Annotated in this window: 18 protein-coding genes and 2 pseudogenes; 17 read left to right on the forward strand and 3 right to left on the reverse strand. The window is 41.0% G+C overall.

The features are described 5' to 3' along the window. The first annotated feature begins 52 nt into the window (after positions 1–52). From PG086_RS07560 to PG086_RS07575, 4 genes are all read left to right on the forward strand, one after another. On the forward strand, positions 53–988 hold the full coding sequence (locus tag PG086_RS07560) for a manganese-dependent inorganic pyrophosphatase (RefSeq protein ID WP_167265306.1): 936 nt from the start codon (positions 53–55) through the stop codon (positions 986–988). A gap of 85 nt (positions 989–1073) precedes the next feature. Further along, positions 1074–1586 (forward strand): YiiX/YebB-like N1pC/P60 family cysteine hydrolase, encoded by a 513-nt coding sequence (locus PG086_RS07565; RefSeq protein ID WP_167265308.1) that lies wholly within the window; start codon positions 1074–1076, stop codon positions 1584–1586. Further along, the gene (locus tag PG086_RS07570; protein WP_167265310.1) at positions 1570–2220 is read left to right on the forward strand and encodes a DUF1803 domain-containing protein; all 651 of its coding nucleotides are present in this window, start codon (positions 1570–1572) and stop codon (positions 2218–2220) included. Before PG086_RS07565 ends, PG086_RS07570 begins: the two co-directional genes overlap by 17 nt. Positions 2221–2321: 101 nt before the next feature. Then, entirely contained in the window at positions 2322–2522 is a 201-nt protein-coding gene (locus PG086_RS07575; RefSeq protein ID WP_000051179.1) for a CsbD family protein, read from the forward strand. 30 nt (positions 2523–2552) lie between these two features. Here the strand turns inward: PG086_RS07575 and PG086_RS07580 are convergent, their stop codons facing one another. After that, positions 2553–3998 (reverse strand): UDP-N-acetylmuramoyl-L-alanyl-D-glutamate--L-lysine ligase, encoded by a 1446-nt coding sequence (locus PG086_RS07580; protein ID WP_270748426.1) that lies wholly within the window; start codon positions 3996–3998, stop codon positions 2553–2555. Between the two features lie 105 nt (positions 3999–4103). Between PG086_RS07580 and PG086_RS07585 the strand changes: the two genes are divergently transcribed. The 12 genes from PG086_RS07585 to PG086_RS07640 all read left to right on the forward strand — a co-directional run bounded on the left by PG086_RS07585 (position 4104) and on the right by PG086_RS07640 (position 20283). Then, positions 4104–5726, forward strand: coding sequence for a putative polysaccharide biosynthesis protein (locus PG086_RS07585; protein WP_070696319.1), 1623 nt, complete (start codon positions 4104–4106; stop codon positions 5724–5726). Positions 5727–5928: 202 nt separating this feature from the next. Further along, positions 5929–7887: a peptide ABC transporter substrate-binding protein gene (locus PG086_RS07590; protein ID WP_084853346.1), complete on the forward strand. Its 1959-nt coding sequence runs from the start codon at positions 5929–5931 to the stop codon at positions 7885–7887. A 145-nt stretch (positions 7888–8032) separates the two neighbouring features. Continuing rightward, complete coding sequence (locus PG086_RS07595) at positions 8033–9127, forward strand: cystathionine gamma-synthase (protein ID WP_167265314.1); 1095 nt, start codon at positions 8033–8035, stop codon at positions 9125–9127. Between the two features lie 7 nt (positions 9128–9134). Continuing rightward, positions 9135–10301, forward strand: coding sequence for a MalY/PatB family protein (locus tag PG086_RS07600; RefSeq protein ID WP_270748429.1), 1167 nt, complete (start codon positions 9135–9137; stop codon positions 10299–10301). Positions 10302–10393: 92 nt separating this feature from the next. Then, positions 10394–13489 (forward strand): DEAD/DEAH box helicase, encoded by a 3096-nt coding sequence (locus tag PG086_RS07605; RefSeq protein WP_270748430.1) that lies wholly within the window; start codon positions 10394–10396, stop codon positions 13487–13489. A gap of 47 nt (positions 13490–13536) precedes the next feature. Continuing rightward, positions 13537–14148, forward strand: coding sequence for a cystathionine gamma-synthase (locus PG086_RS07610; RefSeq protein ID WP_270748432.1), 612 nt, complete (start codon positions 13537–13539; stop codon positions 14146–14148). Between the two features lie 11 nt (positions 14149–14159). Next, on the forward strand, positions 14160–15494 hold the full coding sequence (gene murC / locus PG086_RS07615; RefSeq protein ID WP_270748434.1) for a UDP-N-acetylmuramate--L-alanine ligase: 1335 nt from the start codon (positions 14160–14162) through the stop codon (positions 15492–15494). A 9-nt stretch (positions 15495–15503) separates the two neighbouring features. Beyond that, positions 15504–15971 (forward strand): GNAT family N-acetyltransferase, encoded by a 468-nt coding sequence (locus PG086_RS07620; RefSeq protein ID WP_268698329.1) that lies wholly within the window; start codon positions 15504–15506, stop codon positions 15969–15971. Then, complete coding sequence (locus tag PG086_RS07625) at positions 15968–16456, forward strand: GNAT family N-acetyltransferase (RefSeq protein ID WP_270748442.1); 489 nt, start codon at positions 15968–15970, stop codon at positions 16454–16456. Before PG086_RS07620 ends, PG086_RS07625 begins: the two co-directional genes overlap by 4 nt. A 90-nt stretch (positions 16457–16546) precedes the next feature. Then, on the forward strand, positions 16547–18298 hold the full coding sequence (gene mltG / locus PG086_RS07630; RefSeq protein WP_270748443.1) for an endolytic transglycosylase MltG: 1752 nt from the start codon (positions 16547–16549) through the stop codon (positions 18296–18298). Between the two features lie 61 nt (positions 18299–18359). Next, the gene (greA, locus tag PG086_RS07635; protein ID WP_000818770.1) at positions 18360–18842 is read left to right on the forward strand and encodes a transcription elongation factor GreA; all 483 of its coding nucleotides are present in this window, start codon (positions 18360–18362) and stop codon (positions 18840–18842) included. Positions 18843–18918: 76 nt separating this feature from the next. Beyond that, positions 18919–20283, forward strand: coding sequence for an amino acid permease (locus PG086_RS07640; protein WP_057489444.1), 1365 nt, complete (start codon positions 18919–18921; stop codon positions 20281–20283). Positions 20284–20317: 34 nt separating this feature from the next. Here PG086_RS07640 and PG086_RS07645 read toward each other — a convergent pair. Both PG086_RS07645 and PG086_RS07650 read right to left on the reverse strand, forming a co-directional pair. Continuing rightward, a pseudogene (locus PG086_RS07645) lies at positions 20318–20455 on the reverse strand (transposase); the annotation flags it as partial. A 381-nt stretch (positions 20456–20836) separates the two neighbouring features. Next, a pseudogene (locus tag PG086_RS07650) lies at positions 20837–20959 on the reverse strand (helix-turn-helix domain-containing protein); the annotation flags it as partial. Between the two features lie 648 nt (positions 20960–21607). Between PG086_RS07650 and PG086_RS07655 the strand changes: the two are divergent. After that, the coding region (locus PG086_RS07655) for a Spy0128 family protein (protein ID WP_270748445.1) at positions 21608–24000 on the forward strand (2393 nt) is incomplete at its 3' end.

Genomic DNA, 24000 nt, shown 5'->3' on the forward strand with positions numbered 1-24000 from the left:
AAAGAGGAAAAAAGTGCTACAATAAGATGAATAAATTTAAAGAGGTATTATCATGTCTAAGATTCTAGTATTTGGTCACCAAAATCCAGACTCAGATGCCATCGGGTCATCTGTAGCCTTTGCCTATCTTGCAAAAGAGGCTTATGGATTGGACACAGAAGCAGTAGCACTTGGAACTCCTAATGAAGAAACAGCTTTCGTTTTGAACTATTTTGGTGTAGAAGCACCACGCGTCATTACATCTGCTAAAGCAGAAGGTGCAGAGCAAGTTATCTTGACTGACCACAATGAATTCCAACAATCAGTGTCAGATATTGCTGAAGTAGAAGTTTACGGAGTTGTGGATCACCACCGTGTGGCTAATTTTGAAACTGCCAGCCCGCTCTACATGCGCTTGGAACCAGTTGGATCAGCTTCATCTATCGTTTACCGCATGTTCAAAGAACATGGTGTGGCAGTTCCTAAAGAAATCGCAGGTTTGATGCTTTCAGGTTTGATTTCAGATACCCTTCTTTTGAAATCACCAACAACACACCCATCTGACAAAGTCATTGCTCCTGAGTTGGCAGAATTAGCAGGTGTGAACTTGGAAGAGTACGGTCTCGCTATGCTGAAAGCTGGTACAAACTTGGCTAGTAAATCTGCTGAAGAATTGATTGACATCGATGCTAAGACATTTGAACTCAACGAAAATAAGGTTCGTGTTGCCCAAGTCAATACAGTTGATATTGCTGAAGTCTTGGAACGCCAAGCAGAAATCGAAGCAGCAATGCAAGCTGCTAATGCGGCAAACGGCTACTCTGACTTTGTTTTGATGATTACAGACATCGTCAACTCAAACTCTGAAATTTTGGCTCTTGGATCAAACATGGACAAGGTGGAAGCAGCCTTTAACTTCAAACTTGAAAACAACCACGCTTTCCTTTCAGGTGCTGTTTCACGTAAGAAACAAGTGGTGCCTCAGTTGACTGAGAGCTTTAATGGGTAAGTTCCTGATGTCAGTTCAAAATAGGAAAGGCTAGTTTGTCTTATATCGAAAGGAGTTTTAACTCCTTTTTTTCTAGGAGAGAAGCATGTTAGCAAATGGCGATTTGATTTTTGTGAAGGACCTTTCAGATATGGGGCAGGCCATCCAAACTTCTACTGGGAACTATAGTCATGTAGCCATCTTTTTGGATGGTTTCATCTACCATGCTAGTGGGCAAGCTGGTGTCATTTGTCAAGAACCGGCTGAATTTTTTGAACCAACTCATCTCTACGATCTTTATGTCTATCCAGAGCTGGAAGCTGACTTGGTAAAGGAGAGAGCTAGCAAACATTTGGGTGCACCCTATAATGCCTCTTTTTATCCAGATGGATCTGGCTTTTACTGCTCTCAGTATATCGCAGAAATCCTGCCTATTTTTGAGACTATTCCGATGCAATTTGGGGACGGGGAGCAGGAAATTAGTGATTTCTGGAATAAATACTATAGAGAACTAGGAATAGCCGTGCCTCTGAATCAGCCAGGGACCAATCCTAGTCAGTTAGCAGCATCCCCTCTTTTAAAATGTAAAGAAAGGAATCTTCATGATTCAGATTTTTAATCCTTCTCGTTTGACTCGACAACTATTTTTTATAGATTTGGTTGACTATCTGGATCAGCATGACGATGTGATTCTACGAGAAATCAAGGCCCAGTTTCCAGATGTATCAGTTGATAAGCTTATGGAAGAGTATATAAAGGCAGGCTTGATTCTAAGGGAAAATAAACACTATTCGCTCAATCTCCCTTTTTTAGAATCTACGGATGATTTAGCCCTTGATCAAGAGATTTTTATCAGAGAGGACAGTCCAGTCTATCAAGGCTTGCTGGAGAAGACTTTTGAGACAGAATTGCGCAATCAAACCAATGCCGCCATTTTAGTCGAACGTACGGACTTTGCAAGAGAAAAGATGACTCTATCCAACTATTTCTACAAGGTCAAGAATCAATATCCTTTGACAGAAAAACAGCTGGAACTCTATGATATTTTAGGAGATGTTAACCCTGAGTATGCCCTCAAATATATGACGACTTTTTTGTTAAAATTCCTCAAAAAAGATCAACTGATGCAGAAACGCCGTGATATCTTTGTGGATAGTTTGGTCGTCCTGGGCTATATTGTGCAAAAAGAAGATGGAAAGTATGAGTTAGCTGCTGATTTTGATAAGGAACGGTTGACTTTCTATTTGTCTTAATGGCTTCATTTTGAGCTGATTGTTTGACTTTGCTAAAGAATAAGCATAAACTGAATGTAAGCGATAACGTTTATCGTATTAAAAGCAAAGGAGACAGAGCTATGTCACTTGAAAATAAATTGGATCAAGCAACTGGTGCTATCAAAGAAGGATTTGGTAAAGTTACTGGCGATAGCAAGACAGAAGCAGAAGGCACTGTAGAAAAAACAGTTGCGAAAGCAAAAGAAGTAGTTGAAGATGCTAAAGGTGCTGTAGAAGGTGCCGTTGAAGGTCTTAAAAACTCATTTAAGAAAGAAGACTAAAAAATCAAGGGAAATATTCCCTTGATTTTTTTATAGATAACGTTCTGCGATAGCTGCGTCTCCAGGATAGTCTTCTTTCTTTCCTTGTACGATCTGGTAACAATCAGCTCCCTTACCAGCAATAATTACGGCATCGAGTTCTTGATTTGTGATGGCCATGGCCGCCTTGATGGCTTGTTCACGATCGGCAATCTTTTCGACAGGATGACTGATATAGCTGCTGATTTCTTCAGCAATGGCCATTGGATCTTCATAGTTGGGGTCATCAGCGGTGAGAAAGACTTGAATCTCAGGATGTTGATTGAGGAGGAGACCAAAGTCTTTGCGACGACTTTCACCCTTGTTTCCAGTCGAACCGAGAACCAGAGCGATCTTTCCAGTTTGATGAGTTTCAACAACAGAAATCAGTTTTTTAAGACTATCGCCATTGTGGGCATAGTCGATGAAGACTTTGGCTCCATTTTTCTGAGTCAGGACTTCCATACGTCCAGGAACGCGGGTTGCAGCGATTCCCTTTTTGATATTTTCAAGACTAGCGCCTAGACGGAGGCAGGCAAGTCCTGCAGCAACGGCATTTTCTTGGTTAAAGTGGCCAATGAGTTGAATATCATAATCACCAGCGAGTTTACCTGTAGCTGAAAAGCTAAAGGCTTTGGAGTTATCGATTTGATTGCTTGACTGGCTACCATAGAAGTCATGTTCTTGATGTTCCACTTGTTCTTTCAGTACAGAAAAGTGATCCATGTCGCTGTTAATGACAACTGCTCGGCTATTTTTCATCAAGAGACGTTTGTGGTAGAAGTAATCTTCAAAGCTAGGATGCTCAATCGGTCCGATATGGTCAGGAGTGATGTTGAGAAAGACACCTACATCAAAGGTCAGGCCATAGACTCGATGAACAAGATAGGCTTGGCTAGAGACTTCCATTACAAGATGGGTTCGACCATTCTTAACAGCCTGAGCCATCATGTCGAAAAGATCGATGTTTTCAGGTGTTGAGAAGGAAGATTTAAAGAAGGTCTTGCCATCTAGAGTTGTATTCATAGTTGACAAGAGGGCTGTTGGGTAGCGTTGAGATAGAATGTGGTAAGCAAAGTAAGCAGATGTTGTCTTTCCTTTTGTCCCTGTGAAAGCGAGAATTTTTAGTTTCTCTTGCGGATTACCATAAAATTCCATCGCAATCAAACTCATGGCTTTCTTGATATCGTTCACAACGATGACGGGGATACCGACTTCGTAGTCCTTTTCGGCAACATACCAGGCTAAGCCCTGAGTTATAGCAGAAAGAAGGTATTCTTTTTTAAAGGCAGCGCCTTTTGCAAAAAAAAGAGTGCCTTCTTTTACTTTTCGGCTGTCGTAACTGATGCTATCAAAAACAACTGCGTTGTAGTTGTAGTGGTAGTGTCCTTGGTCGATAATCTCGCGGAAGAGATCATCTTTCTTTAATATATCTAACACGGTTTCAATCTTTATCATACTTTCTATTGTAAACCGAAAGTCTGAATTTTACAAGTAACAAGGAAAAGTTTATAATGGAAGATGAGGAAAATTTCCTAGTTATCAAAATTGAATGAGGAAGCTATGTCTAACGAAAACAATCACCAGCAGGCCCAGATGTTGCGAGGGACTGCTTGGCTAACAGCTAGTAACTTTATTAGTCGCCTTCTTGGGGCTATCTACATTATTCCCTGGTATATCTGGATGGGAACCTATGCAGCCAAGGCAAATGGTCTCTTTACCATGGGCTACAATATTTACGCCTGGTTTTTGCTGATTTCGACAGCTGGTATTCCAGTTGCGGTTGCCAAACAAGTGGCTAAGTACAATACTATGCGAGAAGAAGAGCATAGCTTTGCCTTGATTCGGAGTTTCCTAAGCTTTATGACGGGCTTGGGCTTAGTCTTTGCTTTGGTCTTGTATCTCTTTTCTCCCTGGCTAGCAGATTTGTCAGGTGTGGGGAAAGATCTGATTCCCATCATGCAGAGCTTGGCTTGGGCGGTCTTGATTTTCCCATCTATGAGTGTCATCCGAGGTTTCTTCCAAGGGATGAATAACCTCAAACCCTATGCTATGAGTCAAATCGCTGAGCAGGTGATCCGTGTTATCTGGATGTTGATGGCAACCTTCTTCATTATGAAGATGGGTTCTGGTGACTACTTATCAGCCGTTACCCAATCGACCTTTGCAGCCTTTGTAGGGATGGTAGCAAGTTTTGCAGTTTTGATCTACTTCCTTGCTCAAGAAGGTTTGCTTAAAAGAGTTTTTGAAACACGGGATAGGATCAATAGTAAGCGACTCTTAGTCGATACCATCAAGGAAGCCATTCCCTTTATCCTGACAGGATCAGCCATTCAACTCTTCCAAATCTTAGACCAGATGACCTTTATCAATAGTATGAAGTGGTTTACCAACTACAGCAATGAAGACTTGGTTGTCATGTTTTCTTATTTCTCTGCCAATCCTAATAAAATTACCATGATTTTAATCTCTGTAGGGGTTTCCATTGGTAGTGTCGGCTTGCCGCTTTTGACGGAAAACTATGTAAAAGGTGACTTGCCAGCGGCGGCTCGCCTAGTCCAAGATAGCCTTACCATGCTCTTCTTATTTCTACTACCTGCAACGGTTGGAGTGGTCATGGTAGGGGAGCCTCTTTATACAGTCTTTTACGGTAAGCCAGATAGTCTGGCCATGGGCTTGTTTGTCTTTGCAGTTTTGCAGTCTACTATCCTAGGCTTGTATATGGTCTTGTCTCCTATGCTTCAGGCCATGTTCCGAAACCGCAAGGCAGTTCTATACTTTATCTATGGTTCCATTGCTAAGATTGTCTTGCAATTGCCAACCATTGCTATTTTCCATAGTTACGGTCCTTTGATTTCAACGACTATCGGCTTGATTATTCCAAATGTCCTAATGTACCGAGACATCTGTCAGGTAACGGGTGCTCGTCGAAAGATAATCTTGAAGCGAACCATTTTGATTACCATCTTAACACTTGTCATGTTTATCCTAGTTGGCTTCTTGCAGTGGCTACTCGGTTTTGTCTTCCAACCAAGTGGACGTTTCTGGAGTTTCCTTTATGTGGCTCTCATCGGAGGGCTTGGAGGAGGTCTTTATGGTTTGATGAGCCTACGGACACGACTCTTAGACAAGATAATCGGCAAAGCTCAAGCAGACCGACTACGGACACGATTGAAAATATCGTAAAAAGATTTATAAATAAAAGCAATGAATTTAACCTTTCTTTAATAGAAAGGTTTTTATACTACATTTTTCTTAAAAAAAGAGAACTTTTTCTAAAATTAAGAGCAAAAAATATGCTTTTTTAAGTTTTTCTTCAGAAATTACTTGACTAAATAAAACTAAAGCTGTATAATAAGACAAAACTTTTAAACAGGAGGTTCTGGAAATGAAAAAGTCTAAGGCCAAGTATCTGACACTTGCAAGTGTCGTGTTAAGCGCAGGTATCTTACTGAGCGCATGTGGAAATTCAAGTAGCGCTACTAAAACATATAACTATGTTTATTCGAGCGATCCATCTAGTTTGAACTATCTTGCAGAAAACCGTGCAACAACCAATGACATCGTGACCAATTTGGTGGATGGGTTGATGGAAAATGACCAATACGGTAACTATGTTCCATCATTGGCAGAGGATTGGACTGTTTCTCAGGACGGTTTGACCTATACTTACAAATTGCGTAAGGATGCAAAATGGTATACTTATGAGGGTGAAGAATATGCCCCTGTAACGGCACGAGACTTTGTGACAGGTTTGAAATATGCTGCTGATAAAAAATCCGAAGCCTTGTACCTGGTTCAAGACTCTGTAGCAGGTTTGGATGACTATATCAACGGGAAAACAACTGACTTTTCAACTGTCGGTGTTAAGGCGATTGACGACCAAACAGTTCAGTACACTTTGACACGTCCAGAATCTTATTGGAATTCTAAAACAACTTCAACCATTCTCTTCCCTGTCAATGCAGATTTCTTAAAATCAAAAGGGGATGACTTTGGTAAGGTAGACCCTTCTAGTATTTTGTACAATGGACCTTTCTTGATGAAATCGTTTGTTTCAAAATCTGTTATCGAATTCAAGAAAAATCCCAACTACTGGGATGAAAAAAATGTCTTTGTGGATGATGTGAAATTGGCCTATTATGATGGTAGTGACCAAGATGCACTAGCACGTAACTTTGTAGAAGGAGTATACAGCTACGCGCGTCTCTACCCAAATAGCTCAAGCTTTGAAGGTATTAAAGAGAAGAACAAGGATAACATCATCTATAGTATGCAAAACGCAACTTCTTATTACTTGAACTTCAACTTGGACAGAAAGTCTTATAACTTCACGTCTAAATCTTCAGATATCGAAAAGAAATCAACCCAAGAAGCAGTTCTGAATAAAAACTTCCGTCAAGCCTTCAACTATGCTTATAACCGTACAGCCTATGGAGCACAATCTCAAGGGGAGGACGGAGCGACAAAGATTATTCGTAACTTGGTTGTACCTCCAACATTTGTAAGTATCAACGGAAAAGACTTTGGCGATGTTGTTTCAGAAAAGATGGTCAACTATGGCCAAGAATGGCAAGGAATCAACTTTGCAGATGCGCAAGATCCATACTACAATCCTGATAAGGCCAAGGCTAAATTTGCAGAAGCTAAGAAAGAATTGGAAGCTAAGGGTGTGCAATTTCCAATCCACTTGGATGTAACAGTTGACCAATCAGCTAAAAAAGGTGTACTTGAAGCAAGTTCTTTGAAACAATCCATCGAATCTGTTCTAGGAGCTGAGAATGTGGTTATCGATATCCAACAGCTATCAACAGATGACTTTGACAACTCTAGCTACCTAGCTCAAACTGCAGCTCAAAAAGACTTTGATATCTATAATGGCGGTTGGAGTGCGGACTACTTGGATCCATCAAGCTATCTTGATATCTTAAATGTCAATAACGGTGGTATGTTGCAAAACATTGGTCTAGAACCAGGTGAGGTCAATGACAAGGCTAAGGCAGTTGGTCTGGATACTTACACTCAAATGTTAGAAGAAGCGAACAAGGAGCAAGAACCAGCAAAACGTTATGAAAAATATGCTGAAATTCAAGCTTGGCTCGTTGATAGCGCCCTTGCTATTCCAAACGTTTCTCAGGGTGGAACACCGACCTTGAGAAAGACAGTTCCATTCTCATCACCATTCTCACAAGCTGGAAATAAGGGTGTCGAATCATACAAGTACCTCAAGTTACAAGATAAGACTGTAACGGCTGATGAGTATGAAAAAGCTAAAGAAAAATGGCAGAAAGAAAAAGAAGAATCAAATAAAAAAGCGCAAGAAGAACTGGCAAAACACGTTAAATAACCAGTCTATTCAACAGGAAAAACGATAGTTTCTTAAGGAACTATCGTTTTTATATAGTTTGAAACTATAGCTAGCTCTTGAAAACAAGAAAATGAGTTAGTGAAAATAAGTGGTACAATAGTTACTATAGATTTGGAGGTATTGTATGAGCAAAGAACTACACATCAACACAATTTTGGCCCAGGCGGGAATCAAGTCAGATAAGGCAACAGGTGCCTTGGTAACACCGCTTCATTTTTCAACCACTTATCAGCATCCGGAGTTCGGTCAGTCTACGGGATTTGACTATACTCGGACTAAAAACCCAACTCGCAGTAAGGCGGAGGAGGTTTTGGCGGCTATTGAATCAGCGGACTATGCCCTAGCGACAAGCTCAGGAATGGCTGCGATTGTACTGGCCTTTAGTGTCTTTCCAGTAGGAAGTAAAGTCTTGGCTGTTCGTGATCTGTATGGGGGTTCTTTCCGTTGGTTCAACCAAGTGGAGCAGGAAGGCCGTTTCCATTTTACCTATGCCAATACAGAAGAAGAGTTGATCGCTGAGTTAGAGAAAGATGTGGATGTTCTCTATATCGAAACGCCAACCAATCCCTTGATGTTGGAATTTGATATTGCCAAACTAGCCAAACTAGCTCATGCCAAGGGTTCCAAGGTAGTGGTAGACAATACCTTCTACAGTCCGATTTACCAACGTCCGATTGAAGATGGTGCGGATATTGTTCTTCATTCAGCAACCAAGTATCTAGCAGGGCACAATGATGTCTTGGCTGGGGTAGTTGTGACTAATAGTTTAGAACTATATGAGCAACTGTTCTACAATTTGAATACGACAGGTGCGGTCTTGTCACCATTTGATAGTTATCAGTTGATTCGTGGTCTTAAAACTCTACCTCTTCGTATGGAGCGTTCTACAGCCAATGCTCAAGAAGTGGTTGCCTTTTTGAAGGATTCTCCAGCAGTCAAGGAAGTTCTCTACACTGGACGTGGGGGGATGATTTCCTTTAAAGTAGTGGATGAAAAGCGTATTCCTCATATTTTAAATAGCTTGAAGGTCTTCTCTTTTGCGGAAAGTTTAGGTGGGGTAGAGAGTCTCATTACCTATCCAACGACGCAAACCCATGCGGATATTCCAGCAGAAGTGCGCCATTCCTATGGTTTAACAGATGATCTCTTGCGCTTGTCAATTGGGATTGAAGATGCTAGAGATTTGATTGCGGACTTGCGCCAAGCTTTGGAAGGATAAGACAGATATGGGAAAATATGATTTTACAAGCCTGCCTAATCGTTTTGGGCATCATACTTATAAATGGAAAGAAGCGGAAGATGATCGAGAAGTTCTACCAGCTTGGATAGCAGATATGGACTTTGTGGTTTTGCCTGAAGTTCGACAAGCTGTACAAGCCTACGCAGATCAGTTGGTCTATGGCTATACCTATGCTAGCGATGCTTTGATTGAATCGGTTCAGGACTGGGAAGCCACACAACACGGCTATCGCTTTGACAAGGATGCCCTCGTCTTTATCGAGGGAGTGGTACCGGCCATCTCAACAGCTATTCAAGCCTTTACAAAAGAGGGAGAGGCTGTTCTGATTAACACACCAGTCTATCCACCTTTTGCCCGCAGTGTCAAACTGAATAATCGCAGATTGATTACCAATTCTTTGGTGGAAAAGGATGGGTTGTTTGAGATTGACTTTGACCAGTTGGAGAAGGAATTGGTGGAAGAGGATGTGAAGCTTTATATCCTTTGCAATCCCCACAATCCTGGTGGACGTGTTTGGGAAAAGGAAGTGTTAGAAAAGATTGGTCATCTCTGCCAAAAACACGGTGTTTTGCTTGTTTCAGATGAGATTCACCAAGATTTGGCTCTCTTTGGTCACAAACACCAGTCTTTTAATACCATTGATCCTGCTTTTAAAGATTTTGCCCTTATCTTGAGCAGTGCCACTAAAACCTTTAATATTGCTGGAACCAAGAATTCCTATGCAGTTATTGAAAATCCAAAGCTTCGTGTGGCTTTCCAAAAACGCCAGTTGGCCAATAACCAACATGAAATCTCAGGCTTGGGGTATTTGGCGACAGAAGCTGCCTACCGTTATGGCAAGGACTGGTTAGGAGAGTTGAAAGAAGTCATTGAGGACCACATTTACTATGTAGTGGATGTTTTGGGCAACGAAACCAAGATTAAGGTCATGAAACCGCAAGGTACCTACTTGATCTGGCTTGATTTTTCAGCCTATGACCTAACGGATGACCGCTTGCAAGAGCTTTTGAAGAATGAAGCCAAGGTTATCTTGAATCGAGGTTTGGACTTTGGAGAGGAGGGAACTCTTCATGCCCGCCTCAATGTGGCTATGCCGAAGTCCGTACTGGAAGAGGTTTGCCAACGCATCGTGACCACTTTTGCTACACTTTAAAAATCGAGCCTTCTAGGAGGAAAGTCTTCCTAGAAGGCTATTTTCGTAGGGGAAAATGTGGTATAATAAAAAGATAAGATAAAGGGGTAACTATGGCTAAATTGATTCCGGGAAAGTTGCGCATGGAGGGTGTTACACTCTATGAAACAGGCGACATTGAGATTATCAAGGAAAAAGGGAATCGCCTCTATACTCGTGTGGCGGGAGAAGACTTGCGCTACAGTTTAGAGGATGATCTGGTTTTTTGTGCTTGCGATTTTTTCCAAAAAAGAGATTACTGTGTTCACCTCGCAGCGCTTGAGCATTATCTGAAGAACGATGAAGAAGGCCAGGTGATTTTAAAAGCCTTAGAAAAAGGACATGAAGAGCAAGAAGAGGTCGAAACCAAGGTTAGTTTTGGCGGTAGTTTTTTGGAGCGTATCCAACCTCAGAAGAGAGAGAAAATCTACACTTTGTCGGCACAAGGCCAGGTGGAAGCTGGAACCAATCGCCTCCTTTGGACTCTCCGAATCGGTTTAGTTGATAGTCAAAAATATTATGTCATTCGTGATATCCCTCTCTTTTTGAAGGTCTTAGTCCATCGAAAACCATATATGATTGGAAAACACTATGAAAATTGCTTGTCTTGGGATGCTTTTGATACAGCTAGTCAAGAGGTTCTTACTTTTTTACGGGGCTTGATTGAGGAGGGGCTCAGTCAAGACCTCTTTTTCCCAAATCAAGGTCGTCATCTCTTTTTCCCTCTGACCTTTTTTGAGCAGGGAGTGGAGTTGCTGATGAACTTGGAAGATTTTCATTTCGAACATCAGATTACTAGTTATGAAAATCTTCTCTTTCATGATTTAGATCCAGATGCAGAACTATTCTCTTTTTCCGTGCAGGAGTATCCTGATTATTTTGATATGGAGATTTCTGAAAGTGAGCGAATCAACGTATTCTATGGGGGAGCGGTTCTCTTTCGTAAGGGGAATCTTTATCTCTTAAATCCTAAACAAATCAGCCTCCTAAAGGAACTCAAGGAGCTCCCTCAGGAGGAAAGAGGGAGGAAATGCCTCCAGTTTGACAACAGTGATCGCGACCGTCTGGCCGCCTGTCTTCCCTTGTTTGGACAGCTAGGAACAGTGTCTGCCCCCGAGCGCTTGCAAATCAGACCCTTTTCACCAATCTTTTGCTTTGATAGGGAGGATGACGGCCGCATTCGCTTAGATATCCAGTTTGACTATGGAGATGTTAAGGTGACTAGTCGTCAACAGCTGGAACAATTACCTTTTTCAAGTGATGCCGTCTTGGAAAACCAGCTATTTCAGGTTTGTTTAGGGGCTGGTTTTGAGGCTGATTTTCAGTCTTGGAGACAGGCTTTGAAGCCAGAGGCAGTTTATTCTTTCTTTCACCATACGATTCCAGCTTTTGAGAAGTTGGGCCAGGTTTTCTTGTCTGATGAGATGAATCAGCTCTACAGTGTCCAAGCTCCTCAGGTTCAGATTGAGCCCAAGGGAGGACTGTTGGAGATTCAATTTGATTTCCAAGGGATTGCCCAAGAAGAGATTGATCAAGCTCTTAAAGCCCTGACCAGCAATCAGGATTTCTATATCAGTTCTTCTGACCAAGTGTACTTTTTTGATGAGGAAACCAAGCAGATTCGTCAAAATTTGCAGGAACTGGGGGTTGAGCTAAAAGATGGTTCTTTTCAGGCTCGGAAATCCCTAGCTTACAGTTTGTCTCAGTTGTTTGAAGGTCGAGACAGGATCTCCTTCTCGGAAGAATTTCGGCATTTAGCTCATGATTTGACCCATCCAGAGGATTTTTCTCTGGGAGATATACGGGTGCAGGCGAGTTTGAGAGACTATCAGGAAAAGGGTGTCCGTTGGCTTCAGATGCTTCATCACTATGGCTTTGGTGGCATTTTGGCAGATGATATGGGACTGGGAAAAACACTGCAAACTATTGCTTTTTTGACTAGTCAGGTGACAGAAGATAGTCGAGTCTTGATTTTGGCTCCGTCAGGTTTGATCTATAATTGGGCAGATGAATTCAGGAAATTTGCCCCACAGTTGGATTTGGCTGTTGTTCATGGTTTGAAAGCGAGTCGAGAAGCGATTCTTTCTGAAAATCACCAAATCTATGTGACTAGCTATGCAACCTTTCGTCAAGACAGTGACCTCTATCAAGAGATGGCTTTTGATTTTCTCTTCTTAGATGAAGCCCAGGTCATGAAAAATGCTCAGACCAAGATTGCTCAGAGTTTGCGCCAGTTTGTGGTGCCAGCAGTTTTTGCTTTGTCAGGTACACCCATCGAAAATCATTTAGGAGAGTTGTGGTCTATCTTCCAAATTGTGCTTCCGGGGCTCTTACCAAGTAAAAAGGAGTTTATGAAATTACCGGCTGACCGAGTCGCGCAGTTTATCAAGCCTTTCGTCATGAGGCGTAAGAAAGAAGAAGTTCTTACAGAACTACCTGACCTGATCGAAGTCGTCTATAAAAATGAACTGGAAGACCAACAGAAGGCCATCTATCTCGCCCAGTTGCAACAGATGCGAGACCGCCTAGCCCAAGTGACCGATCAAGAATTCCAGAGAAGTCGGGTAGAAATCTTATCTGGCCTCATGCGATTGCGCCAGATCTGCGATACGCCAGCCCTCTTTATGGACGATTACCAAGGAGCTAGTGGTAAACTCGATAGTCTACGAGATTTATTGCTACAAGTGGCTGATGGTGGGCATCGGGTCTTGATTTTCTCCCAGTTCAAAGGAATGTTGGAAAAGATCGAGCAAGAACTCCCAGACTTGGGCTTGACCTCCTTCAAAATCACAGGTTCAACTCCTGCTCATGACAGACAGGAGATGACCAAGGCCTTTAACCAAGGGGAAAGAGATGCCTTTCTCATCTCCCTTAAGGCGGGTGGTGTTGGTCTCAATCTAACAGGAGCTGATACGGTTATTTTAGTTGACCTTTGGTGGAATCCCGCTGTCGAAGCCCAGGCTATCGGACGAGCCCACCGCATGGGGCAGGAGCAGATGGTCGAGGTCTATCGTTTGATTACTAAGGGGACCATTGAAGAAAAAATCCAAGAACTTCAAGAACAAAAGAAACATTTGGTTTCCCAAGTTTTAGATGGTACGGAGTCGCGTGCGAGTCTCAGTCTGGCAGAAATTCGTGAAATTTTGGGAATTTCTGAAGCCAGCACTTGAAAAATCAAGACAATACGCTATAATGAAGTGTTGAAAGGAAATACAAAATGAAACAAGATCGATTTCCATTGGTGTCAGATGATGAGATCATGCTGACCAAAATGCCAGTCATGGACTTGTACGATGAGTCAGACTTTATTAGCAATATCAAAGGTGATTACCGGGATAAGAACTATTTGGAATGGTCTCCTATCAATGAGGAAGAAACCGTAGTTTCTCCAGTGGTTAATAAGGAGTCAAAACCAAGCCCAGAACCTAAAAAAGTTGAAAAAACCTATGCTGAATTGGCTCGAGAAGAGGCGCGTGCGGACTTGAAGAAGAAACGTTCAGCCAAGTATTTGACTCAGGATGTTAGTCATACTAGACGACACAATGGTTCAACACTTGTTCGTCAAGGAAACCAACCAACAGCACCATTTCAAAAGGAAAATCCAGGTGAGTTTGCCAAATTTAGTAAAAACTTGAGTCAGTCTCACTATATCTTAGCTGAGGAGATTGGCCAAGTGGCGAATCCAACTCCGAAAGTCCAAACGGAAAAAGCCAAAAAGAACAACTATGATTTTCTAAAGAAGAGTCAAATCTATAATAAAAAGAATAAGCAAACAGAACAGGAACGTCAGGTTGCCCAAGAGTTGAATCTGACAAGAATTACTGAGTAGGGGAGAAAAGCATGTCAAAAACATATCATTTTATTGGAATCAAGGGATCAGGGATGAGTGCCCTAGCCTTGATGTTGCACCAAATGGGACACAAGGTTCAAGGTTCAGACGTTGAAAAATACTACTTTACTCAACGTGGACTAGAGCAGGCAGGGATTGCGATTCTTCCTTTTGATGAAAAGAACCTACAAGGTGATGTGGAGATTATCGCGGGGAATGCCTTCCGTCCAGATAATAACGTTGAAATCGCCTATGCCGACAAAAATGGTATCAGCTACAAACGTTACCATGAATTCCTAGGTAGCTTTATGCGTGACTTTGTCAGCATGGGGGTTGCAGGAGCGCATGGAAAGACATCAACGACTGGGATGCTGTCTCACGTTTTGTCTCACATCACAGACACTAGCTTCTTGATTGGGGATGGAACGGGTCGAGGTTCTGAAAATGCTAAGTATTTTGTTTTTGAATCTGACGAATATGAGCGTCATTTCATGCCTTACCACCCAGAATACTCTATCATCACCAATATTGACTTTGACCATCCAGACTACTTTACAAGTCTAGAGGATGTTTTCAACGCCTTTAATGACTATGCCAAACAAATTACTAAAGGTTTATTTGTCTACGGTGAGGATGCTGAGTTGCGTAAGATTACAGCCAATGCGCCAATCTATTACTATGGCTTTGATGCTGAGGGAAATGACTTTGTAGCTAGCGACCTTCTACGTTCTACAACTGGTTCGACCTTCACAGTTCATTTCCGCGGACAAGAGTTGGGTCAATTCCACATTCCAACCTTTGGTCGTCACAATATTATGAATGCGACAGCCGTTATTGGTTTACTTTATACAGCAGGGTTTGACTTGAACTTGGTACGTGAACACTTGAAAACATTTGCTGGTGTCAAGCGTCGTTTCACTGAAAAGGTTGTCAATGGTACTATTATTATTGATGATTTCGCCCACCATCCAACGGAAATCATTGCGACCTTAGATGCGGCTCGTCAGAAATACCCAAGCAAGGAAATTGTTGCAATCTTCCAACCACACACTTTCACTAGAACCATTGCCTTATTGGACGACTTTGCTAAAGCTTTGAGCCAGGCAGATGCTGTTTACTTGGCGAAAATCTATGGATCAGCCCGTGAGGTGGACCATGGTGACGTCAAGGTAGAAGACCTAGCAGATAAAATTAAGAAGAAAAGCCAAGTCATCACAGTTGAAAATGTATCACCACTCCTTGAGCATGATAATGCAGTCTATGTCTTTATGGGAGCAGGAGACATCCAAACCTATGAGTACTCATTCGAACGTCTCTTGTCTAATTTGACAAGTAACGTCCAATAAGAAAAAAGAATGGAAATTCCAATCACCATAGGACGGGCTACTTTATCGGATTTAGAAGAAATTGTAGCAATTGAAGAATCTTGTTTATCCTCAGAAGAAATAGTAAGCTACGAGTTTTTAGAAGAGAGTATCCGTAAGATTGCGGATACCTTTCTTGTAGCTAGAGATGAAAACCAGCTCGTGGGCTATGTTTTAGGAGAGTCTCAGTCTCTTCATCCCACATGGATAGAAATAAGATCATTTGCTATTCATCCTGACCATCGCAGGCAAGGTTTGGGGACCCTTCTTCTTGCCAGCTTGAAACAAGTGGCAGTGGAAGGAGGGTATGAGTATCTTCGCTTGACTTGTCCTGATGACCTGCTCTCTTATTTTGAGATGAATGGCTTTGTTGAGGAAGAAGCGCCAGAAGCTTCATGCGCAAGATTTTCGGGATGGAATCTGATTTGGGCCAATCCTTTTTATCAGGAGGAAGTATGAAAATCAGACAAGCAAGATTTTCGGATTTAGATCAAATTTTAGAGATAGAGCTGGAGAATTTCTCCCTTGAAGAAGCTATTCCTCGTGCGGTCTTTGAGGCGCACTTACGTGAAATTCAGACCAGTTTTCTCGTAGCTGAAAAGGAGGGACGTATCCTTGGGTATATCGAAGGTCCAGTTGTCCCACATCGTCATCTACAAGATCAGTCCTTTACAGAAGAGATAAAAGACTATAGCCATCGACCTGGAGGTTATATCTCTGTGACCTGTCTCTCCATAGCTAAGGAGGCACAAGCCTTGGGCGTGGGAAAAAAACTGTTAAGGGCTCTGAAAGAAGTCGCTTTAGAACATGAACGAGAAGGTATTAATTTGACCTGTCATGACTATCTCATCCCATATTATGAAAAAAATGGATTTGTGAATGAAGGGGTATCCCAGTCAAGCTTTGCGGGTGAAAGTTGGTATGATATGGTTTGGCAACCTTAAAAAATGAGAATCATAGCTATAGAAAGGGATGTTTTGTTGCTTTTCTGTAACTTTTAAGATATAATATTATGGATTGTCAACAAGGAGGTAATGCTTTTGACTGAAAAATCAAGAGAAGAAGAAAAATTAAGCTTTAAAGATCAGATTCTACGTGATTTAGAGAGAGTAAAAGAACAAGATAGAAAAGAGAAAGAAGTAGAGATTCCAAATCTGACAGCTTCATCATCTCAAGCTAGTTCAGTAACTCCTGCAAATCCTGAATCTGATGCTTCAACAGAAGAGTTGATGGCTGATTCCCTATCTGTTGTCGATAAAATTCTAAAGAATGCGCCGAGTGTTCCTCCACTTTCGAGTGCTGAAGCTGATAAAACGGATGAAAAAGAAGAGAAAGAGATTAGACAGCCTGTCATTGACAAGATAGAAGTTGTAGAATCTGAAGAACCTCTAGTAGAACCGATTCATCCAGCTGAAGAATCTGTAGTGGAGTCCGTTCAACCTAAGGTGGAACCAGTTGAACTTGAACCTGAAGAAAAAGAATTTAACGACACTCCGACCAAGATAGATGTGACTTATAAGACAGAAGAGGCCAATACATCAATTCCTTCTTCTGAGAATAAAGCTGAAGCGCTAGCTTCAACTGGGTCCTCAGACAGATTAACGGAGGAATCACGTCGTGACCGTCGCCGTAAAGGTAAAAAACCAACTAAGAAAAAGAAAAAATCAAAGGCCAAAGGTTTCCTAGTAACCTTTTTAGTTCTCTTGGTGCTTGTGGCTGCTGGTGGATACTTTGGATACGGTTACGTTCAAAACTCTTTGAAACCTGTTGATGCGAGCTCTAAGGAGTATGTGACAGTTCAAATTCCAGAAGGATCAAATGTGCAACAAATTGGGAGCACTTTGGAAAAATCTGGTTTGGTCAAACATGGACTTATCTTTAGTATTTATGCTAAGTATAAGGGTTCAGACTTGAAGTCAGGTTATTACAATTTGAAGAAGAGCATGAGTACGGATGACTTGATTAAAGAATTGCAAAAAGGTGGAACTCCTGAACCTCAAGAACCAGTGCTTGCAAACTTAACGATTCCGGAAGGTTACACCTTAGAGCAAATTGCTCAGACAGTAGGTCAACTCCAAGGTGATTTTAAAGAACCTCTTACAGCGGATGCTTTCCTGGCAAAAGCTCAAGATGAAACCTTCATCTCCCAACTAGTAGCCAAGTATCCAAACCTTCTTGGAAGTCTTCCTACAAAAGACAGTGGCGTTCGTTATCGCCTTGAAGGTTACCTTTTCCCAGCAACCTACACTATCAAAGACAGCACCACGGTTGAAAGCTTGATTGATGATATGTTAGCAGCTATGGACAAGGCCATGTCACCGTACTACACTACGATCAAAGAAAAGAATCTGACAGTTAATGAATTGCTCAGTATTGCTTCTCTTGTCGAAAAAGAAGGGGCTAAGACCGAAGATCGTAAATTGATTGCGGGAGTCTTCTATAACCGCTTGAATCTTGGTATGCCACTTCAAAGCAACATTGCTATCTTGTATGCTGAAGGAAAACTTGGCCAAAAGATTAGCTTGGCTGATGATACTGCAATTGATACTACGATTGATTCACCTTATAATGTTTATACACATCTTGGCCTCATGCCCGGACCAGTTGATAGTCCAAGCCTTGATGCGATTGAAGCAAGTGTAAATCAGACAAAGAGTGAGTACTTGTACTTTGTAGCTAATGTTGAAGACGGTAAAGTATACTTTGCAACGACAAAAGAAGAGCATGACCAAAACGTTGCAGAACATATCAATAGTAAATTAACACAATCAAGTAGTTCAAACTAAAATTATGTGGTTTTCCACATAATTTTGTTTTAAAAAAGTAATAGAAAAGAAAGTTGAAAAAATGGCAGAAAAAACTTACCCAATGACCCTTGAAGAAAAGAAAAAGTTAGAAAAAGAATTAGAAGAATTGAAACTCGTTCGTCGCCCTGAAGTCGTAGAGCGTATCAAAATTGCTCGTTCATACGGGGATCTTTCAGAAAATAGCGAGTACGAAGCAGCTAAGGATGAACAAGCTTTTGTTGAAGGACAAATTTCAAGTCTAGAAACAAAAATTCGCTATGCTGAAATTGTTAATAGCGATGCAGTTGCCCAAGATGAGGTGGCTATCGGTAAGACAGTAACCATCCAAGAAATCGGTGAAGAGGAAGAGGAAGTCTACATCATCGTCGGTTCTGCAGGTGCGGATGCTTTCGCTGGGAAGGTATCAAATGAAAGTCCGATTGGACAAGCTTTGATCGGCAAAAAAACAGGCGATATTGTTACGATTGAGACACCTGTTGGTAGTTACGATGTCAAAATTTTAAAGGTTGAAAAAACAGCCTAAATAGAATGAAAATGGAGTAGTGGAGGTCTTGACTTGCTCGACTCCTTTTTGATTTTTTGAATAAATAGGAGACTATATGAGTTCAAATAAGAAAAAAAATAAAATGGAACGTGGTTTAACCAATCGCCATGTTCAGGTGATGGCCATTGCGGGGACAATCGGAACAGGACTTTTCCTAGGTGCTGGTCGTTCTATCAGCCTTACTGGACCTTCTATCATCCTGATTTACATGATTACAGGAGCCTTTATGTTTTTGATGATGAGGGCTGTTGGGGAGATGCTATATCAGGATCCAGAACAACATACTTTTATCAACTTTATCACCCGTCATTTGGGGAAAGGCTGGGGGTATTTCTCGGTTTGGTCTTATTGGTTGTCTGTTGTCTTTATCGGTATGGCAGAAATCACCGCGATTTCGCATTATGTTCAGTTTTGGTTTCCTTCTTGGCCTAGTTGGTTGATTCAGATTGTTTTTTTAACGATTTTGGCCTTGGTCAATCTGATTGCGGTTAAGCTCTTTGGAGAAGTCGAGTTTTGGTTTGCTATGGTTAAGATTGTGGCTATTTTAGCTATGATTGCAACAGGGGTCTTTATGGTCTTGACAGGATTTGAAACACCATATGGTGCTGCAAGTCTGGCAAATATCAGCAATCAATTCTCTCTTTTCCCAAATGGAGTCATGAACTTTGTCATGGCCTTTCAAATGGTATTTTTTGCCTATCTGATGATTGAATTTATCGGAGTGACAACCTCTGAAACGAAGAATCCTCGTCAGGTTTTGCCAAAAGCAGTTAAGGAAATTCCTCTCCGAATTGTCTTCTTCTATGGTGGAGCTCTATTAGCCATTATGTCTATTATTCCCTGGAGAGAACTTGCTTCTTCAGATTCTCCATTTGTAACGGTCTTTGAACTGGCAGGGATCAAGTGGGCAGCAGCTCTGATTAACTTCGTCGTTTTGACGTCGGCCGCATCGGCTCTTAATTCAACCCTCTATTCAACAGGGCGACACCTCTACCAGATTGCTCATGATTCACCCAATCGCTTCCTAAAAGCGATCAAGGCAGATACTCTCTCTCGCCATAATGTTCCACAAAATGCTATTATTGCTTCAGCAATCTTAATTGCTCTGGCTGCCTTTATCAATGTGTTGCCAGGTGTTTCAGATGCCTTTGCTTTGATCACGGCATCTTCATCAGGTGTTTACATCGCGATTTATATCTTGATCATGGTGGCTCATCTCAAATACCGCAAGTCACAAGACTTCATGGCGGATGGCTACCTCATGCCCCATTACCGTTTTCTAAATCCTTTAACCATGCTCTTCTTTATCTTTGTCTTTGTAACCCTCTTTTTACAAGAATCTACTTTTATGGGAGCAATTGGTTCAGCTATCTGGATTATCGGTTTCGGAATTTATAGCCAGTGGAAATTTAGAAAATAAGGGCTCTTTGTCAACTGTAGTGGGTTGAAGTCAGCTAAGATCGAGAAAGGACGAATTTCGTCCTTTCTTTTTTGATGTTGAGAGCGATGAAAATCCGTTTTTTGAAGTTTTCAAAGTTCCGAAAACCGAAAGCATTGCGCTTGATGACCTTGATGAGGTTATTAGCGTCTTCTGGTCTTTCGTGAATGGTATGAGAAATAGAAATTTTTCCTCTGTTTTCGACATGACCTTTTGTATGACGTGTTTTCCCACGATGACGGAGCTTGCGAATGACACCACGAGCACCATGTGAAAGCTTGTCGTCAAAGTGACCGCGATAGATGGCTCTATAGATTGTTTGATAACTAATAACAGCTTTCCCGTACTCTAATCGCAACCGGCCTTCTATTTCTTCAGGAGACCATTGATAATCGAGAAATAGATGCTTGACGGTATTGCTTAAATTGTGATCTATTTCAAGCATCCGTTTCCACCCACAGTGTGATTTAGCAATATGGTAAGATTCCTGTGCTTGATTGGGAGAATAACTTCCTGATTTTGTATGTCGTTTCCACTCGCAACTAATACTAGACGGATGACGATGAAGCAACTTAGCAATTTGAGAAAAATTTAGGCCTTGCATACGGTAAATGAGAATACTTTCACGCTCATCTATGGTAAAATGATGGTAGCTCATAAGATTTCCTTTCGTAACTAGTTTGTTCAATTCTATTTTACTAGAAAATCTTATGAGTTTTTATTGTGCACTTATATTGTATATTCAAGCTACAACAAAAGAGGATCTATAATTCCCTACAGTGATTTTACTCACTACATTTTTGAGTGAAGAAAAGTATCTAGGAGATTGTTAGTTATAAATCATAGTCATCCACTATAAGCTCCAGAGGTTGGAGTAAAAGTTTAACCTTGAATATAAAAAACGAACAAAGTCAGTCTTTCTGATAATTAGAATTCTATCTTATTCGTTTTTTTGTGTCGTTTATCGAGTATAAGGTATCTTAAAATTAAGATTTTTTCCGCCCAGAGATTCAAATTTTGAAGGTGTTCTATTAAAAATAATTGCGAATGTTGATGTATTAGCTATAAAAAAGAAGTATAAATATTTTAAAATAAAATAAATGTAGGACAGCGGATGCAGTATGCACCTTAAACTTAAAAAGTAACTGAAATAGCTATCGAAATTCATATGAGTTATCTCTGAAATACATTCAGAAATTTTTCTACTTATTGAGAATAATTAAAGAGAATTATAAAAATTTGTCTTCTACAAAATGTTATGATAAAATACTCAAGAGTATGATAATAGTAATATAGGAGATAACGAATGAAAAGAATGTTTTCCGAATCTAAAGAACGTTTTTCTATTCGCAAGTACACTATCGGTGTTGCTTCCGTGTTGTTGTCAACACTGGTATTTGTGGAAGGAAACGTTTATGCGGATGAAGTGAAGAATAATACAGAGTCACAAACTTCAGTTGTCACACAAGAGAATCAAGGCGAGAGACACAAGAAATCTGGTCTTGAAGCAAATGAAGCTGTAACGCAAGCTAACACTAGTGTTACGCCGAGTGAATCAGCCTCTCCAACGTCACAAGCTAGTGCCGAAAACTCTGCAAATGTGATTAAAGAGGAAAAGACTGAAAGACAATCAAATGAAGTTGTAGCACCGGCTAGAACTAGTACTACAACAGCTGAGTCGACCTCTCCAACTTCACAAGCTAGTGACGAAGCCCCTGCACATGTGGTTAAAGGGGAAAAGACTGAAAAACAATCAAATGAAGTTGCAACACCAGCTAGCACTAGTGTTGCACCAGTTGAGTCAGCTTCTCCAACTTCAAAAGCCAGTGCCGAAGCCTCTTCATCTGCAGCTAGCGAGAAAAAAACTGAGGCGCAACCTACAACTAGATCAAGACGTTCTAAAAGAGAACTGCCTTCATCAGGTGGTGCAACAACCTATGTAAAAACAGGTGATACAATTACTGTACAAAATCCAGATGTTGAAGTGAATTTTCCAAATGGTAACGGATTGTTTACGCCAGTAGAAACTGTCATTCGCATGAATATGCCTGATAGTTTAACCATCAAACGCAATGATAAACTGGTAGTTGATATCCCAGATGCTGTGAGAATCCCTACAAGTTTGCACTATGATGTGACGGGACCAGATGGTCAAGTTATTGGGAATGCTTTCTTGGATTCAATCAATAACAAAGTAGTCACTACTTTTACAGATTACTTTGAGAAAAATAATATCGATAAAAAATATACGTTAAACATTAGTACAGGTTGGAAAGCGTCTGTAAAGCCAAATGTTCCAATAGAACTCAATTTCAGTGGAACCAAGATTACAGTAACAGTAGGTCCTGAAAATGCTCCAACACCAGCATCAAAATCAAAGGTTGAAAAATACGGGGAAGCAGTAACAGGACATCCTGAATTAATCAGATGGACCATCCGTGTAAATGCAGGAAGTCTAGTAGCTCCACAGGTTTTAAACAACTACCAATTGATTGATAGTCTTCCAGATGATCAAGAATTGGTTCAAGATGGTGATCCAGTATTAAAGGAGTTTGATGACCAAAGAAAAGCTGCATGGCGAGCAGGGCATGCTGATGATATTCCTTCCGATCATGTGGATTTGTGGAATGGAAAAGCTCTCAGAGCCGAAAAAGTTCAGTCAATTTCACCGTGGGTATCTAAAGGAAATGCAATTCAATTATTAGAAAATATCAAAACAAGTTCGTCTGGTTTTTCATTCAAGATAGCACAACTGAACGAAATGATCTACGTTCGTTATATGACTAGATTGAAGAATGTTTCAGCGCACCCGACACTTGCAGAATTGCAACAAAAACACGGAAATGATATTAAAATCACCTATAACAATGGAGAAGAGTATAGTTATCAAGCATCTTTTGCCTTTCAGGCAGGGGGGTCTGGTTCGGCTACAAAAGCAAAAAAACCAGCAAGGGTTGATTTATCATTTACTAAACGTTTGGATGGAAGAAATTTAAAACGTGGCGAGTTCACTTTTAATTTGATTGATAGTACGGGTAAGGTTGTTGATACTCAAACAAATGATAGTTTTGGGAATATTACTTTTGATCCACTCTTGTTTAACTCTGCAGGAACCTATCATTATACAGTTGAGGAGGTCACTGGTTCAGAAACTGGTATGACTTATGATCCAATGAAAGCTAACGTAACAATCACGGTAAATGCTAACGGAGATTCCTACGTAGCTCAAACAACTATGCCAACAGATACTGAGTTCAACAATACCTTCAAATCATCTCCTGTTAAGGTAAATCTGGAATTTAATAAAGAACTTTCAAATGGAACATTGAAAGCTGGTGACTTTAGCTTCACATTGGCTGGTGATAACAATGTGAATCAAACTGTGACTAACAAGGATGATGGGAAAATTACCTTCAGCGAATTGTCATTCGATAAAGTTGGTGTCTACAACTACACTGTTAAAGAAGTGAAGGGGAACAAACCTGATGTAGACTACGATGAAATGACTGTCGCAGTTAAGGTGACTGTAACAAAAGATGAGGATTCAGGTCTGTTAACTGCCAAAACAGAGATGACTGCAACAGGTGGTGAAGCAACTGGTGCGGATGACAAGACATTCAATAACCATGTCGTTACTCCTGTCACTGCGCAATTTGACTTCAGTAAGGCTCTTGCAGGACGTACCCTTAAAGCTGGTGA

The organism is Streptococcus halitosis (assembly GCF_027691175.1).
GTDB classification, from domain to species: domain Bacteria; phylum Bacillota; class Bacilli; order Lactobacillales; family Streptococcaceae; genus Streptococcus; species Streptococcus halitosis_A.